The 16007-nt window shown below is 62.3% G+C and carries 15 protein-coding genes and 1 pseudogene; 3 read left to right on the top strand and 13 right to left on the bottom strand.

Features of this window, described 5'->3' with window-relative positions; translation table 11 throughout:
- Positions 1-83: 83 nt before the first annotated feature.
- The 6 genes from nrfD to ABR989_RS04860 all read right to left on the bottom strand — a co-directional run bounded on the left by nrfD (position 84) and on the right by ABR989_RS04860 (position 5316).
- The gene (nrfD, locus tag ABR989_RS04835; protein ID WP_428126096.1) at positions 84-1445 is read right to left on the bottom strand and encodes an NrfD/PsrC family molybdoenzyme membrane anchor subunit; all 1362 of its coding nucleotides are present in this window, start codon (positions 1443-1445) and stop codon (positions 84-86) included.
- An 11-nt stretch (positions 1446-1456) separates the two neighbouring features.
- A complete protein-coding gene (locus ABR989_RS04840) occupies positions 1457-1621 on the bottom strand; it encodes a hypothetical protein (protein ID WP_428126097.1) in 165 nt (54 codons plus the stop codon).
- Positions 1618-1878 (bottom strand): hypothetical protein, encoded by a 261-nt coding sequence (locus tag ABR989_RS04845; protein WP_428126098.1) that lies wholly within the window; start codon positions 1876-1878, stop codon positions 1618-1620. Before ABR989_RS04845 ends, ABR989_RS04840 begins: the two co-directional genes overlap by 4 nt.
- On the bottom strand, positions 1875-2258 hold the full coding sequence (locus ABR989_RS04850; RefSeq protein ID WP_428126100.1) for a hypothetical protein: 384 nt from the start codon (positions 2256-2258) through the stop codon (positions 1875-1877). Before ABR989_RS04850 ends, ABR989_RS04845 begins: the two co-directional genes overlap by 4 nt.
- Before the next feature lie 194 nt (positions 2259-2452).
- Positions 2453-3826 (bottom strand): sigma-54-dependent transcriptional regulator, encoded by a 1374-nt coding sequence (locus ABR989_RS04855; RefSeq protein ID WP_428126102.1) that lies wholly within the window; start codon positions 3824-3826, stop codon positions 2453-2455.
- The gene (locus tag ABR989_RS04860; RefSeq protein WP_428126103.1) at positions 3823-5316 is read right to left on the bottom strand and encodes a sensor histidine kinase; all 1494 of its coding nucleotides are present in this window, start codon (positions 5314-5316) and stop codon (positions 3823-3825) included. Before ABR989_RS04860 ends, ABR989_RS04855 begins: the two co-directional genes overlap by 4 nt.
- A gap of 464 nt (positions 5317-5780) precedes the next feature.
- Between ABR989_RS04860 and ABR989_RS04865 the strand changes: the two are divergent.
- Positions 5781-5876 (top strand): annotated as a pseudogene (locus tag ABR989_RS04865) (ATP-binding protein); the annotation flags it as partial.
- A 29-nt stretch (positions 5877-5905) separates the two neighbouring features.
- On the opposite strand, the gene ABR989_RS04870 reads toward ABR989_RS04865, so the two are convergent.
- Entirely contained in the window at positions 5906-7216 is a 1311-nt protein-coding gene (locus tag ABR989_RS04870) for an arsenic transporter (RefSeq protein WP_428126105.1), read from the bottom strand.
- Positions 7171-8409, bottom strand: coding sequence for an MFS transporter (locus tag ABR989_RS04875; RefSeq protein ID WP_428126106.1), 1239 nt, complete (start codon positions 8407-8409; stop codon positions 7171-7173). The genes ABR989_RS04870 and ABR989_RS04875 overlap by 46 nt, the downstream gene beginning before the upstream one ends.
- A gap of 419 nt (positions 8410-8828) precedes the next feature.
- Between ABR989_RS04875 and ABR989_RS04880 the strand changes: the two genes are divergently transcribed.
- Positions 8829-9944, top strand: coding sequence for a TIGR04053 family radical SAM/SPASM domain-containing protein (locus tag ABR989_RS04880; RefSeq protein ID WP_428126108.1), 1116 nt, complete (start codon positions 8829-8831; stop codon positions 9942-9944).
- A gap of 25 nt (positions 9945-9969) precedes the next feature.
- On the opposite strand, the gene ABR989_RS04885 is transcribed toward ABR989_RS04880, so the two are convergent.
- The 4 genes from ABR989_RS04885 to ABR989_RS04900 form a co-directional block, all read right to left on the bottom strand.
- Positions 9970-11703, bottom strand: a complete 1734-nt coding sequence (locus ABR989_RS04885; protein ID WP_428126110.1) for an acyl-CoA dehydrogenase family protein — start codon at positions 11701-11703, stop codon at positions 9970-9972.
- A 123-nt stretch (positions 11704-11826) separates the two neighbouring features.
- On the bottom strand, positions 11827-12600 hold the full coding sequence (menB, locus tag ABR989_RS04890) for a 1,4-dihydroxy-2-naphthoyl-CoA synthase (protein ID WP_428126111.1): 774 nt from the start codon (positions 12598-12600) through the stop codon (positions 11827-11829).
- 69 nt (positions 12601-12669) lie between these two features.
- Positions 12670-13614, bottom strand: a complete 945-nt coding sequence (locus tag ABR989_RS04895; protein WP_428126112.1) for an alpha/beta hydrolase — start codon at positions 13612-13614, stop codon at positions 12670-12672.
- A 108-nt stretch (positions 13615-13722) separates the two neighbouring features.
- Positions 13723-14484 carry a hypothetical protein gene (locus ABR989_RS04900; protein ID WP_428126114.1) on the bottom strand — a complete coding sequence of 254 codons (762 nt, stop codon included), beginning with the start codon at positions 14482-14484 and terminating at the stop codon, positions 13723-13725.
- A gap of 137 nt (positions 14485-14621) precedes the next feature.
- Here ABR989_RS04900 and ABR989_RS04905 point away from each other — a divergent pair, with 137 nt between their 5' ends.
- Positions 14622-15359 carry a PaaI family thioesterase gene (locus ABR989_RS04905; RefSeq protein WP_428126115.1) on the top strand — a complete coding sequence of 246 codons (738 nt, stop codon included), beginning with the start codon at positions 14622-14624 and terminating at the stop codon, positions 15357-15359.
- 377 nt (positions 15360-15736) lie between these two features.
- Here the strand turns inward: ABR989_RS04905 and ABR989_RS04910 are convergent, their stop codons facing one another.
- Positions 15737-15910 carry a hypothetical protein gene (locus tag ABR989_RS04910; RefSeq protein ID WP_428126116.1) on the bottom strand — a complete coding sequence of 58 codons (174 nt, stop codon included), beginning with the start codon at positions 15908-15910 and terminating at the stop codon, positions 15737-15739.
- Positions 15911-16007 lie beyond the last annotated feature (97 nt).

Consider the following 16007-nt stretch of genomic DNA (forward strand, 5'->3'; position numbering starts at 1 on the left):
AGTACTCGAAAAATAAAAAGGGCCGCGGGATTTTCGCCCGCGGCCTTTGGGAAATCGGTTTCTGGACCCGTTACAAAACTGCGTCAGACGGGCGGGCGAACGCTCTCCGCACCCAGGTAAAACTGGTGCTGCGGCGTGGCGGCGCCGGCGAACTCGAAGCCTACGCGTTCCCGCGCGTGCTCGACTTCGACTTGCGCCTTGCGCGGCGGGATGCCGAAGACCAGGCCCATCCCCGCCAGAAACAGCAGGCAACCAAACGAGTACACCCCGGCCATCAGCGACCATTCCAGCATCGTTGGCGCGTAGGACGAGATGGAACCCGTGAAAGCGGCGGGCCGCATCAACGAGGGCAGCAGCAGGTAGGTGCGCTCGGCAAACACCCCCACGACCACCAGCAGCGAGGCCACTCCGATTGTGGCGGTCGCCCGCTTGCTCTTCGGTAGCCCCAGCAACAACAGCGGGATCAGCAGGCCTACGATCGCGTCGAACCAGAAGATCCTGGAGAAGCGGCCGAAGAGCAGTTCGTTGAACACCGCAAGGTGGGGCACGGTTCCCGAGTAACCGACGGTCAGAAATTCGCTGAAGATCAGATACATCAGCACCAGGATCGCGACAATCAAGTACCGCGCCAGCATCCGCACGACACCTTCAGCGACCGGAAAATTAAACAACCGGCGCCCAACGATCACCGCCAGCATGACCAGGGCAAACCCCGAGACCAGCGCAGAGGCAATGAACAGGGGCGCCAGGATCGAGGTGTTCCAGCCGGGCTGCCCTTTTACCAGTCCCAGGATCCACGCGGTCACGGAATGGAGCGCCACCGCGGCCGGAACCGAAATGATCGCAAGCACGCTCAAGCAGCGATGGTCCAAATCTATGGAGGCGGGAGATAGGCTGGTGTGGCCCAGGGTTGCCAACGCCACCAGGGGACGCAGCGACGGATGATCCTTGAGGCGGCGCACCAACTGCTGGCGCGCGCTGAAGTACAACAGTGCAAGACACAGGATCATGTAGCAGGAGATCACGGAGACGTCCCATAACAGCGGCGATTCAATGTTCGGGTGTAGAAACAGGTTGTACATGTACATCGGCCGCCCGAGATCCATGACGATGAAGCAAGCGGCCAGGACGAGGAAGCTCGCCGCCAGAATTTCGGACATTATCGCAACCGGCTTCATCTCTTTCTTGTCGAGCAGATGGACCAGCGCGGAAACTGCGATCCCGCCGGCGCTCAAGCCGACGCAGAAAATGAAATTGGCGATGTACAGCCCCCAGAACACGGGTCTGTTAAGCCCGGTCACTCCCAGCCCCTCAACGAACTGCCGGGAGTACATGTAAATCGCCCAGCAGACCAGCACCCCAAAAACCGCTGCCGCGGCCCAATAGGGCGTCCGGCTTCCGCTGGGGACCTCCATCGTCCCGTTCATTTGTTCACTGTAGTTCATTCCCTGTCTCCTCACCCGCTAACTGCTGCCAGTACCAGCACGCCCATCGCCGCCGCCGTCATTAACACGCCCACTCCTATCAGGATGTTAATGACGATGAAGAAAGTCCGGCCCTCCTTAGCATGGGTGGCGTCGCTAACATGGGTGGCGGCGTTCATATGGGTGGCGGTGCTCATCGTCCTGCCGCCGCTGTCCTATGAGCATTTCCGAGTTCCGAAGCCGCCCCTCGATTGGCGCCTTTCGCCATCTGGTGCGCGGCCCGCAGCGCGAAAACCGCGGCAACAGCGAGCGGGGGAAAGGCGAGCAATCCCATCCGGCCCACGACTGCCCAGTCCACGTATCCATACTGGTATGTGCTGAGCAGCACGGTCAGAACGTTGATCCAGATGAAGATCGCAACAGCGATCTCAATGGCATGCCTTTTGGCGTTCATGGTCTTTCATCTCCTTTCTGAATGTCTGTTCCCTCGCGCGGGAAGAATAAGCTGACGAGTTTTGCCCGCGTTGGAGCGGGATTCACAATCCTGTAAGCGCCCGGCTGGTCGAAGCACAGCCAATGGCCGGGAAGCAATTCCCAACTCTCATAGCCTCGCTGGATGATTGGCTGGCCTTCGACCACCAGATGCCAGGAGCACCCGGCCCACAGCGAGGGCTCGGCGAGGGTTGCACCACCACCGATCTCGATTGCCAGCACCTCCAAGTTCTCACGCTGATAGAGGACACTGATCTTGGCATCCAAGCGCTGAACCGAACGCAGCGCCGTCCCACTTCGGATCACAGGCGCCGTATGCTCAATTGCTCCATTAAGGTCCATCTGCCAATCTCCTCGTACCGAGGCACTACAGACCTACTAACGCAAGCCGGGTGCCACCGGATCGAACCGGGGGATTTTCAAAAAAGGCTGGAGATTGCTGGAGATTTAAGAGCGGCTGTGCGAGTGAGTCGGCACAACTGTTACAAAATGAAAGAGGGGGGAGAAATCACTGTTTCAAAATGAAAGCGACGAAATTATCCTTTTTCTTCGCCATTTTCCTTTCCCAGCTTGCGCCACAGCGTTACTGACGATACGCCAAGAATTTCTGCCGCGCGGGTGCGATTGCCACCGCACGCATCGAGTACTTTGCGAATGTGCTCGGCTTCAAGCTCGCGCAAGCTGCGCAGCGGGTTCTCGGGCGCCAGCTCACTGTGCGGATGCTCCGGGTGCAGGCTCGGGGGCAGTTGGGCCTGACGGATCGGCTCTCCCGGCGTGGCGAAAATCACGGCCCGCTCAATGACATTACGCAGCTCGCGGACGTTGCCCGGCCAATCGTGGCCGACCAGGGCCGCGAGCACCTCGGCGGAGAAATCGAGCGGACCCTTTTTCAGTTCATGGGCGTAGAAGGCCAAGAAGTGGCGAGCCAGCGGTATGATGTCTTCGGGACGCTTGCGCAATGGCGGCACCTCCAACTGGACGACGTTTAGGCGCCAGTAGAGGTCTTCGCGGAACCTGCCGGCCTTGATTTCCTGTTCGAGGCTTTTGTTGGTCGCCGCTATGATCCGGACGTCAACCTCCATCGGTTCGTCGGAACCCACCCGCTTGATCTGGTGCTCCTCGAGGGCGCGCAGAATCTTGGCTTGCATGTCGACCGGCATTTCTCCGATCTCGTCGAGGAACAGGGTTCCGCCATTGGCCACCTCCCAGCTGCCGCGGCGGCTGTAAACCGCGCCCGTGAACGCGCCGCGGCGATGGCCGAAAAGTTCCGATTCAAGCAGGTTGGGCGGGATGGCGGCGCAGTTGACCGTGACGAACGGATGGCCCTTGCGCGGGCTTTCGGCATGGATGAAACGCGCGACGACCTCCTTGCCGGAGCCGCTCTCGCCCACCACCAGCACGCTGCTATCGGTGGCCGCCACGGTTTTCGCCAGCCCGAACAGACGCTGCATCACCTCGCTCTGGCCGATCACCACACCGTCGCCGAACAGATTTTGCAGCTCGAGCCTCAAATAGACGTTTTCGTCAAGCAGCCGCTTCTGCTCCATGGCCCTGCCGATCACATGTCTGAGCTGGTCGGGAGTGAAAGGCTTGGGCAGATAGTCCGTCGCGCCCAGCTTGATCGCGGTCACCGCAGACTCGATGGTTGCGTAGCCGGTGATCATGACCACGATCGTACCGGGACAGGTTTGCTTGATGTGTTCGAGCAGCGCCATGCCGTCCATTCCCGGCAGCTTGATGTCGCATAGCACCAGGTCCACCGGGCCGCGCTCAAGCCTGGCCTGGGCGGCCTCGGCGCTGGCCGCAACCTCAACCGAGTAGCCCACCCGCTCGAGCGCCGTCTTGATCGATTCGACGACATTGCGCTCGTCGTCGACCGCCAAGATCCGTCCAAGCGGCGTCTCGCTCACGCGCTCAGCTCCGTCGAAAGTGGAAGAATGATTTTTACGCTGGTCCCACCCTGGCCGTCCGGACCGGCTGCTTCACGGGCGCGGCTTTCCATCTCAAGCCGGCCCATGTGCTCCTCGATTATGCCGTAACTGATCGAAAGTCCGAGCCCGGTGCCCTCGCGTTTGGTGGTGAAAAACGGCTCGAAAACCCGCGAACGGTTCTCCTCCGGAATTCCAACGCCTGTGTCCTTGACCTCGATCGTCAGGCAATTGCCGGTGAGCTGCGCGCTGACCGATAGGCAGCCTCCGCCCTCCATCGCCTGCGCCGCGTTAACGAACAGGTTGGTAAAAACCTGCACCATTCGCTCGGAATCCCAGAATACCTCGGGAAGGCCGGCTTCGATTCGGCGCTCAAGCCTGATGCCGCGGAGATCGAGTTCATGCTCGACCAGCCTCAACGCCTGATCGATGACCTCCTCGGGCCTGCATCGGGCCTTGCGCAGGTCGTGGCGGCGGGAAAATGTGCGCAGATCATCGATGATGCGCCTGCAACGGCCGGCATCTTCGTCGATTCTCTTAAGCTCACCGTAAAGCGGGGAGTCGTGCCCGACCTCTTCGATCAGCAGGTTAGCGTTCATCAGGATGCCGGTCAGCGGGTTGTTGAGCTCATGGGCGACGCCGCTTGCGAGCAGCCCGAGCGAGGCGAGCTTCTCCGACTGGCGCAGCGCCTCGTCCTTTCGCTTCAGTTCCTCGGTCCGCCGCATGACCCGCTCCTCGAGGTTGCGGCTGTACCGGTTCAGCTGATTGCGATAACGCTCCACCTCCTCCACCATCGCGTTGAACGACAGGGCCAGTTCACCGATCTCGCCCGAAGTGACCATCACTCGGTATCCCCAGTCTCCCGCCCTCACGCGGCGAGTGCCCTGGAGCAGACCCTGGATGGGGCGCGAAACCCGGTTCGCCAAGAAGGCCGCGATGCACGAGCCCATCACCACAACCGCAAAGCTCACCAGGATCATCAGGGTCAAAGCGCGCTGGCTGAGCGCCTGCGACTGTTCGCGCAAGGCCGCGACCCGTTTGACCAGGGTGTCCGCCATCGTCTGGAGCCGGTGGGTTATCCCGGAAACCAGTTGGTCAACCTCGTCCGCGTCGCCGGGACGGTATGATTGTGCGCCCGGGCTCGCCACTTCGAAGACCTTAAGGCCTTGGACCCGCAGCCGCTCGAACTTGGGGCTGAGCGAAGCCGCCATCTCATTGGTCGTCAACCGCGAGTTCCCGTGACAGGAGGCCGAGGCGCACGACGTCAGTTGCTCCTGCGCCGAATGCACCGCGCCCTCGAACTCCTGCGGGCCGCCGTCGTGCCGGTGAAGCAGGAAAGCTCGCGCGACGGCGTCCGCCTTGAAGAGCGCCAGTTGGATATGGTCGGTGGCCTCCAGCGACAAGCTGATTTCGTCGAGTTGGCGGTTGACGGCGACCAGCGAACGGACCGAATAGATGGTGAAAAGTCCCAATACGATCGTCCCCGGGATGGTGGCGATTAGGAAGCCTAGTATGAAACGGCGGGTGAGATTCCCCCTGCGGGGCCTATTTGAAGGTTCGCTCTGCGGCCTGGAATTGCCGCCGTCGCCGGCATTGATTGGCCCTGCGCCAGAAGCGACGACTGGTGACGCGTTGGAAGTCACTCGCGCGCCCTAGAACTCGACTCGCAGAGAGCTGTTGATGGGGAGCTGCAAAGGCCATTTTCGCGCCTCACCCACCGGCTGCCCTCCTCCACACCGCCACAGGCGCATCCAAATCCGCATGTATCAGAATCTTATCAAATTGGTAGAGCAATTTGAAAACGGGAATCCGGGTTAAGAAAGAAAATGCTTGGCCGCCCTTTGGGCGGCCAAGCACATGACGCCCTAGATGCTAGGCGATGCGCAGTAAAAATTCAAGCGGGCGGCCGCACGTCGATCAAGCGGCTCAGGTATTGGCGACGCTCGCGCCGCGCAAGCAGATCATGGAACTGGCCAGCCTCGCCTTCGTCGAGCGCGCCGAGAACGTGGTGTTCCTCGGGCCATCGGGCGTGTGAAGGCTCTGGCCGCGGTCATTGTAAGCTCAACGAACGGAGCCGGTGATCAGCAGTCCCGCAATCGCGAGCATCAAGGCCGGCGGCATCACCAATGTCCCGAGTTTCAGAAAGCTCCAGGCGCTCACATTCTGATTTTCGCGGCGCAGGGCGGACAGCCACAGGATGGTTGCCAGCGATCCGGTAACGGACAGATTCGGTCCGAGGTCCACGCCGATGAGCACCGCGCTGGCGACCTGCCGCGGTACATGCGAAGCAGACACAACGGAGCCTGCCAGCAGACCGGCCGGCAGGTTGTTGACCAGGTTGCAAATCAGGGCCAGAGTCACGCCCGCCGCCCAAGTCGTTGCAATCGCGGAGCGATCTGCCTCCATCTGCAGAACATGAATCAGCACCTTGAGCACGCCGCTACGATCAAGCGCCTCTACCATCACGAACAGACCGGCCACCAGTGGCAAGATTTCCCAGGGAGCGTTCTTCATGACACTCCACGGTGACTCGCGCTTTAGAAGCAGCACTACCGCAGCAGTCGCGACCGCGGCGACAAATGTCGGCAGTCCAAGGTCAACGCCGAAGCCGGAGACAAGCAGCAGCAGGATTCCCGTGCCCACGATGCCACAAGCGGTCATGCGGCCGCCGCTGGACAGACCAGGTGCATCGACCTCAGCGTCCATTACCTCCTGCCTCAACGAATGCCGCTGCGTGAACCGAAGGACTGCGTAGGTAACCGCGATCGACAGGATCGATGGCAACGCGAACCGCCCGAGCCATTGCAGCAGCGGCGGCATGTGGTCACGGAATATGATCAGGTTGGCCGGATTTGAGATCGGTAGGACGAAGCTTGCCGCGTTTGCTATAAACGCGCAGATCAACAGGTAGGGGAGCGGGTCCTTCACCTTGGCGGCCTTGGTCGCGGCGAACACGGCCGGCGTGAGAACGACCGCAGTAGCGTCGTTCGACATAAAAATTGTAACCACTGTGCCGACGCCATAAATCAGCGCGAACAGCTTCATCGCGGAGCCGCCCGCCAAGCGAGCGGCTCGCCCGGCCAGAAAGTCAAACAAACCCTCTTTTCGCGCCAACTCCGCGAGCAGCATCATGCCGCTCAGAAACAGGTACACATCAGTGCCCTTAGCGACCGCTTTCAGCGCGTCGCTCCATGGCAGCAGACCAAACACGATCAGCATGACCGCACCAGTCACGGCCCAGGTCGCCTCAGGCAGGTTCCAAGGGCGGACGATCACGCCAAGAGTGCTCAGCGCGACGATTGCCCAGATAGTGTCATTGGCAATCGTCAACGCTTCGCCATCGACGCCGGCGCGTGCGCATCGCCCTTCCATTCGAGGGTTTCGGGCATGAAGAGCCACAGGATCGCAAAGGCCGCCGCCGCCACGGAGGCCAGGAACAGAAACCCGGCTCGGTCACTGAAGTGGTGAACGATGGATCCGGCGATCGTTTGACTGAGAGCCGCGCCGATTCCCACGGCCGTCGCGATCGCACCCAGCGTAAGATTAAACCGCCCGGTGCCGCGCGTCAGATCGGCGATCACCAATACGGAAACGACGCCGAAAATGCCGACGCCGATGCCGTCGAGCAGCTGTATGCCGACGAGCAGGTAGAGGTTGTGGGTGAGGGTGTAAAGGACGCCGCGGATCGGCAGCACCCCGAACCCTATGAGCAGCAGGGGCTTTCTGCCCCATGAGCCCGCACTCCGGCCCGCCCATGCCGCGAGAAGTGTGATCGTAAACTGCGTTGTCACGACACAGGCGGACATGAACATCATGGAAGTGCGACCCTTGCCCTTCGCCAGCATCTCGCCGAGTAGCGGAAGCATCGCTGCATTGGCGAAATGAAACATGACCGCGCAGCACAGGAAGATCATCAGCGGGCGATCCTCGATCAGTTCCAGGACACTTGCCGGATTTCCGCGATCCTCGCCGTCCCTGGCTCCCCTGGCCAGTTCGTAGTCGATCTCGTCGGGTCGGATGAGGAACAGCGACAGGATCGTCGGGACTGCCAGAACCGCGACAAAGAAAAAGACGCCGCGGTTCGAAATGAAATATCCGATCAACCCCATCATTAGGGCGGCGACCACGTTGCCGGCAGAGTTGAATGCCTGGTTTCGTCCCTGGCGGAGATTGAAGAGTCTATGCCCGACAATCCCAAGAGAGATGGCGGCGATGGCAGGCATGAAGAAACTGGACATTGCGCCGATGAACATTTGCGCTGTCACGACCGGCCAGAACGAAGGAAAGAACGCAATGAAGAGAGCTCCGATGGCCAAGGCGGCCACTCCCGCCGCAATCAGCGCTCTTTTGGACTTGAGCCAGTCCACCAATGCGCCCGCCGGCGTTTGCGATGCGATGCCGGCGACTGCGCCAATCGTGAGCGCAAGGCCCACGCGCTGCTCGTTCCAGCCATAGCCGGCAAGGTAGATCGCGAGGAACGGCCCCACGCCGCTTTGCACGTCGGCGAGCAGAAAGTTGAGCCAGTCGAGTCCGCGCAAGCTCCGGGCGGAAGGCTGCCTGTCCACGTCCGAGTCGCGAGTAACGATAGTCGGCCTATCGTCTGGCTGGGACGCTCGGCCGCTCGGCGGTCGTCGCATCATTCGAGAAGCTCTTCAGGTTCGCCGGAGTTGCGCGTCGCCGGAACTCGTCTCGGCACAGGTGAGCATGGCATTGGGGAATTGTACTCCGCCTGAATGCAACGGATAGAATGCGACCGGCGAGAATGGATGGTGCGGCGATGACTCGTTAAGGCACGGAGGCAATCCCCGACACAACATTAATCGATAAACCGCTATCGTACCGGCCGCGAACCATTCAACAGAGCGGCGAGGGGGAAGGTCCCTGTGCCTTGTCAAAACCTGTTCCATGCGAGCGGGAATGCGTATAGTCAGACTGATATGGAAAAATCTGGTTCCGCAGCAGGGCAAGGGGTGAAGTGTCCATGATGCCCTCGATCGACTTCGCGAAAGCGCCCTTTCTGGTTATCTGGGAAACGACTCAGGCGTGCGACCTCGCCTGCAGCCATTGCCGCGCCTCGGCTCAACCGTTGCGCCATTGCGACGAACTGACCACCGCGCAAGGCTTCGCTCTCCTTGCCGAGGCCGCTGCGATGGGCACTCCGGTGTTTATCCTAAGCGGTGGCGACCCGCTCAAACGTCCCGACCTGTTGGACCTCGTGCGCGAGGGCAAGCGGCTCGGCCTGCGCATGGGAACCATTCCCGCGGCAACTCCAGCACTTACTCCGACCGTGGTGCGCCAGTTGAAGGAGGCGGGCCTGGACCAGATGGCGCTGAGCCTCGATTATCCGCGCGCTGACCTTCACGACGGTTTCCGCGGAGTACCCGGCGCCTTCAACAAGACGATGGCGGCAGTCGAATGGGCACACCAATGCGATCTGCCGCTACAGATCAACACGACGCTGTGGGCTGGTTCGGCGCCGTTTCTGTCCGACATGGCTGAGTTGGTCGAACGTCTTCGAGCGGTCTTCTGGGAGGTGTTCTTCCTGGTCCCGATGGGTCGCGGCGAAGTCCTGGATGGAGTCGCGGCAAACCAGTGTGAGGAACTCTTCGCGATCTTATACGCGGTCCAGAAAAAGTCGCACTTCATCGTGAAGGTGACCGAGGCACCCCACTATCGGCGCTATGTCGCGCAACACGAGGCGGAAAGCAGCGGCAAGCAGCACCAGGGTCACCCCGGCTCGGTGGCGATGCCCGACATGCTTCGGCGGTCGGAAGGGCCGGGACACACCGTTGGGCTTGCGCCTCACGGCGTCAACGCCGGCAAGGGCTTTGTCTTCGTGTCCCACACCGGGGAGGTCTATCCGAGCGGATTCCTGCCGGTTTCTGCCGGAAACGTGCGATCGCAAAGCTTGGCCGAGATTTATCGTGACTCCGCGCTCTTCCGCACGCTGCGTGACCCCGCCGCGCTGCGCGGCAGGTGCGGGCGGTGCGAGTATCGCAGCTTCTGCGGCGGCTCGCGCTCGCGCGCCTATGCGCTGACGGGCGACTTTCTCGCGACTGACCCGTGGTGCAACTATCAACCTGCCCGGTCCGCCGCTTAGCCAAGCCCTGCGGCTGGCAAAACCTCTACCCCTTGCGAAGCGCAACCGCGGCGCGGGCCGGCTCGATCGCGCCGTAGCAGACAATCGGATCGAACAGGCCGAGTATGGTGCGATCGTCGGACAGCAGGCCGCGCATCGGATGGCGCCCGAGATGCGCTTCAGCGAACAGATGCGCGATCACCGCCTTGCGCGCGCTGCCGGAAGTGCTGAGCTCGAAGGCGGCCTCCTCGAGCAGCAAGGCGGCGGAGGCGGCGTCAGCTAGATAGTTGCCGAAGACGCGCGCGCGCAATTGCGCGACCTCGCGGTCGAGACGTGAGAGATGCGCGAGCGCCTCACGCACTTCACCGAGCGCGCGAGCCACCGTCTCACGCGTGGCGGCAAGCAGGGCGCCGCCGGCCTCGACGCGTTCGCCGAGCGCGGCGAAGGCGCCTTGCATCACCTGCTCGCTGCGCAGCGCGCGCAGGATGTCGAGGCAGATGATGTTCTCGGTGCCTTCCCAGATCGTGTTGCTCTGCGCGTCGCGCAACTGGCGCGCGAGCGGCCAGTTTTCGACATAACCGTTGCCGCCATGAACTTCGACGGCCTGCGAGGCGAACTCGACCCCGCGCCGGCTGGCGCGCAACTTCGCGACCGGCACGAGCAGGCGCCCGAGCGCGTTATCGCCCGCGGCGGAGGCGAAGACCAGCGCCGCCGCGGCCTCCATCTCGACCGTCATGCCCACCAGCATCTCGCGCATCATCGGGAGATCGCGCAGCGCGTGGCCGAACGCGCTGCGCTGCCAGGAGAAGATCGCAGACTCGAGGAACGAGCGGCGCATGATGCCAAGGCCCATCACGGCGACGCCGAGCCGCGAGTCATTGACCATCTCCATCATGCGGTTGATCCCTTGGCCGTCGCGCGCCGTGCCGCCGCTGCCGGCGAGCAGGGACGCTTCGGCGTCGATGAAGTCAACTTCGGCGGTGGGCACCGCGCGGGTGCCGAGCTTGTCCTTGAGGCGGCGAATGGAGATGCCGTTGCGGGAGCCATCGTGGCGCAAGCGCGGCACCAGAAACAGCGCGACGCCGCGCAGCCCGTCGGCGCCGCCGTCGGGGCGGGCGAGCGTCGCGATCGCGCTGGCATCGACATTTGAGCAGAACCACTTGGAGCCGTTCAGGATCCAGCGATCGCCGTCGCGGCGCGCGGTGGTGGTGAGCGTGGCGAGGTCGGAGCCGCCGGTTTTCTCGGTCATGAACATCGCGCCGTCCCATGCGTCGTCGAAGTGCTCAGCGGTGAGACGCGGCATGAACTCGCGCTGCACCTCCGGCGCCGCGAAGCGGCGCACCAGGCCGATCACCCCGCTGGTCATGCCGACCGAACAGAGCATCCCAATCTCGGCCTGCGACAGCATGTAGTTGAACGCGATCCGGATCACCTCGGGCAGGTGGCGGCCGCGGCGGCGCGCTTCATTGTACAGACGTGGGCCGCTTAGGCCGGCTTCCCAGAGGTCGCGCTTGGTGGCGAGCGCGCCGGGATGGTGGCGCACTTCGTCGAGCGGATCGCCCCAGCGGTCGAACTTGACAAGTTCGGGTGGATGCTTGTCGGTGACCTCAGCGCGCGCGGCGACCGGACCGCCGCACAGCGCCCCGAACTTGCGCAGCTCCGGCTCGAGCCAGTCGAGATCGGCGGGGTCGAGCAACCGGCGCATCAGAAATTGCAGGTTGGGATCGATGTCGTACCAGTTAAGTCCGATTGCGCTCTGGAATTCCGCGTAGTCGATCATGGCCGGGTCTCCCGCTGCTGCAAGGCGCCACAGATTGGAGGCATGGCGGCGCCGCTCTCGATTCAAAAGTTACTCGCGCGCGTGCAAGCTGTCCATCGGAGCGCCGGATTCTCCGCACCGCGGCTACTTTTGGAACTTGCGAAAATCCGGCGTGCGCCGCTCCATGAACGCGTTGCGTCCCTCCATGGATTCTTCGGTGCGGTAGTAGAGTCCCAGCGAGATTCCGCCCATCGCTCCGATTCCTTTGATGTGGTCGGTTTCGGCGTTGAACGAGGCCTTGGCGATCCTGATCGCGGTAGGGCTCAAGGCCAGAATCTCGCGTCCCCAAGCGCGTGCCTCGTCCATCAACTGCGCGGCGGGCACCACCTTGTTGACCAGGCCCATCTCCAGAGCTTCCTGCGCCGAATACTGGCGGCACAGGAACCAAATCTCGCGCGCTTTTTTCTCGCCGACCAGACGTGTCAGGTAGGCGGTGCCGAATCCGGGATCGACGCTGCCAACCCGCGGGCCGACCTGGCCGAAGCGGGCGGTATCGGCCGCGATAGAAAGGTCGCAGATTATGTGGAGGACGTGTCCGCCGCCGATTGCGTAGCCGTTGACCGCGGCGATAACAGGCTTCGGAATGTCGCGGATGACTTCGTGCAGCGCTTCGACGTCCATCCCGCCGCGATAGCCTCCACCGCTGCGCACGGCTTGATCACCGCCCGAGCTGAAGGCGCGGTCGCCGGCGCCGGTCAGAATCACCACCCCGATCGAGCGGTCTCGCCAGGCGTCCCTAAAGGCCTCCACCATCTCGTCCACGGTCTCACCGCGAAACGCGTTACGGACCTCCGGACGGTTGATTGCGATGGTGGCGATCCCGTCTTGCTTCTCGTAGATGATGTCCTCAAATGCCATCTGCGTCTCCTTCAGCCGCGGCGCACGCGACCTTTGCGCCACGACGTCTATGCTATTGCAATTCCACAGCTAGCGGGCGAAGGCCGCCTTCAAGGCGTCGGCGGCTTGCCGCAGGCCCTCTTTGCCTTTGTCGAGCGCGTCGGCGAAGCTGACGAAGGCGTGGGTCACGCCTTCGTAGCGCGTACAGGTGACGTTGACGCCGGCGGCGATGAGGCGCTCGGCGAATCGCTCGCCTTCGTCGCGCAGTGGATCGTGGCTGGCAGTCAGAACGAGTGCTGGCGGCAGGCCCTTCAAGTTTTTCGCGCGCAGCGGGCAGGCGTAGGGATTATTTTTTTCGACGCCGGGGTCGAGGTAATTTTTCCAGAACCATTCCATGTCGGCGCGCGACAGCACGTAGCCGTCGGCGGCGAATTCCTTCTGCGACGGCGTGTCGAGCGCGCAATCGGTGACAGGATAAAGGAGCAACTGGAACTTGATCGCGGGACCGCCGCGATCGCGCGCCATCATCGAGACCACCGCGGCCAGATTTGCGCCCGCGCTGTCGCCGCCGACCGCCATCCGCGACGCATCCGCGCCAAGAGCGGCCGCGTTTTCGGCTACCCACTTCGTGGCCGCGTAGCAATCCTCGGCGCCGGCCGGAAAAACGTGCTCGGGCGCGAGCCGGTAATCGATCGACACGACCACGCATCCCGCACCGTTGGCGAGCGCGCGGCAGACGTGGTCGTGACTCTCCAAATCTCCGAGCACCCATCCGCCGCCGTGGAAATAGACCATCACGCCCATCGGCGGACTGGCCTCGGGGGTGTAAACCCGCACTGCGATTTGACCGTTGGCGCCCTGAATGTGGCGATCCTCGACGCGATAGATGGCAGGCGCCGGAGTCGGATTCGCCTCGATCAGCGCGCGCATCTTGGCCCGCGCCTGCTCGGCAGTTTCTGCGCGCAGGAACATCGGGCCCGCCGCGTTGAACGCGTCGAGTATGATTTTCATCTGGGGGTCGAGGGTGCTTGCCATGCAAACTCTCCTTGGACCGCTCGTGATCGACAGTGCCCGGCGACGATCCAGAACTCAGCGAGATACTTAAGTTAGGCGGGCCTGATAGGCAAGCGCCGGCGCGCGCCGCTAGTTCGCGAAACGGTGAAAGCGGGCGCGCCAATGCGCGCGGAACCAGGGCTCGCCGTCGCGCGTGCCGTACACGTCGGCGTTGACCATCATGTCATCGCCGCCGATCCGGCAGTCGAGGTTGGTGGCTTCGTCAACCGCAAACGTTGCCGATCGTGACAAGCCATCGCTGTGGGTTTTATATTCGTCGAAATATAGCCGCGAGCGCATCGCCGCGTAGGCGCGGCCGTCGGTCGTAATCGGCACCACGTTGCCATGCGGATTGACAATCTTCTCGCTCGGCGCGACGCCGGTCTCGGTAAACGTGAGCGTGAACGGCTGATCGCGGACGCGTTTGTAGCACAGCCGGTAGGTCTTCGGGGTCCAGAAACCGATTTTGTGCGCGCCCGGTTCGCGCCTGATCCAATCGAGTTGATTCACCTGTCCATCCCAGCATCCGCGGAACACGGCAGGCAGAGCAGGAAGCGCTTGCGCCGTCATCGGCGCGACGTTCACGGGAGCAGGCGGGGGAGATGGGACGGGTTGGAGCTGCGCGGGCGCAGGCCTCCACAATTCCTGCGGCAGCAATTGAATCGTGTCGCCATTATCCCCGCCGGAGGGCGCCCACGAGGTCGGCGGCGGCGCCGGACGCGTTGGAATATTCGGCTGATTCTGCTGCGCGGGTCCGGGGACCTCGAGCGTTGACTGCGCGCGAGCGGACCGAATCCCAATCGAAGCCAGTCCGCAGGCGAGCGCACATAATATAAGAGTGCGGGTCCGCATCGAGCAACTATTCTATTATACTTGAATGCATATCGAGTGCCGCGGATTCTGGCGACTGCGCCGTAGATTGACCGCGAAGCGACAGCTACCATCGGGAAAAGTTCGCAACAGTTTCCCATCAATGCCGGCCGAGGAAGATGAGCGATCAGAATGTGAATTTCGAAGCAGCGTGGGCGATCAGCCAGGCGCCGGCGACCGGACGCCGCGCCCAGGCGCATCGATTGGCCAATGCGATGCGGCGGGTGATCGACCACTTGGTGCAGGTCGCCGCGCCTGAGGAAGACTTGTCAGCCGCCGCCGACGCGTTGGAGCGCTACGCCCGGCGTTTGTCGAAATATCCGATCTCGCGCAGCTACGAGGGGTTTGCCGAGAGCGCCAACGCCGGCGACCCGCGCGCGTTCTTCGATCACAGCCCGCTGATTGGAATCGCAAATCCGCTCGCGCCGCCGATTCGGCTGGCCGTGCTCGGCGACAAGGTCGAGGGCCGCGGGACGTTCGGCGTCGCATATGAAGGTCCGCCGGGACACGTGCACGGAGGATTTCTCGCCGCCGCGTTCGACGAGGTGCTCGGAATGGCGCAGTCGCTGACGGGTAATCCCGGCATGACGGGGACGCTTACGATTCGTTACCGGCGGCCGACGCCGTTGCTGACCGAGCTTACCTTCGAGGCGTACGTCGATCGCGTCGAGGGGCGCAAGATATTCACCCATGGAACATTGTCAGCGAACGGTCTGCTGACGGCAGAAGCCGAGGGACTGTTCATCGCAGTCGGGCAGGAGCGCTTCGCCGCGATGGCGGCGCTGGTCACCGACCGCGCAAATTTGGAGGATGAAAAAAATCCGCGGGAAAGACCGCGCCCGAGAATTAAGGATTAGGCAGTAGCCGGAGGGAACCTATAGTAAGGACTACTCAATTGAGCATGCGCAGCATTAGCGCGTGTATCGCGATATACTATCGAGAGAGTAATAAGATCGCGAATCAATTGGCGACTGGCTATTTGCAGTTCACGCTTATGACTACACGGCGGCCTTCCCCGCAGATGGGGAAGGCCGCTTGCGGCGTCGCCGTCGGATGCATGGCCGACCGAGATTACCGCTCGGCCTTTGGCCTCTTGTAGTAGGGCTTGGCGGGACCCGCGATTATCGCAATCGCAATAGCCACTCCCGCCACCAATGATATTGCTTCCAGCAATGATACTCCCATCATTTTGCTCCTAATTCACCTTCTCGTGCGTGGTACGCGATGCATCGATTTAGAGGCCCACGAACGAGAGAACGATGTACGCCAGCGTCAGGAATGCGAACGCCGCACCGGGCAATTCGCTGAGCAGACTGTTTTGCGCGATACGATTGGCGGCGACAGTCTCGGTCTGCTCCCTTATCTGCTGAAAACCTGCGAATCTCTGACTAATCGTGGTAGCAGCCATTTTCCTTGCCTCCTGTAAAAATTCGTCGTCAGCATGGGTAGAGCAAGGCCGATGCCAAGGACCGAAGCGTTTATTTCATTGGATTATTTCCGACAGA

The organism is Binatus soli (SeqCode), from assembly GCF_050015535.1.
GTDB classification, from domain to species: Bacteria; Desulfobacterota; Binatia; order Binatales; family Binataceae; genus Binatus; species Binatus soli.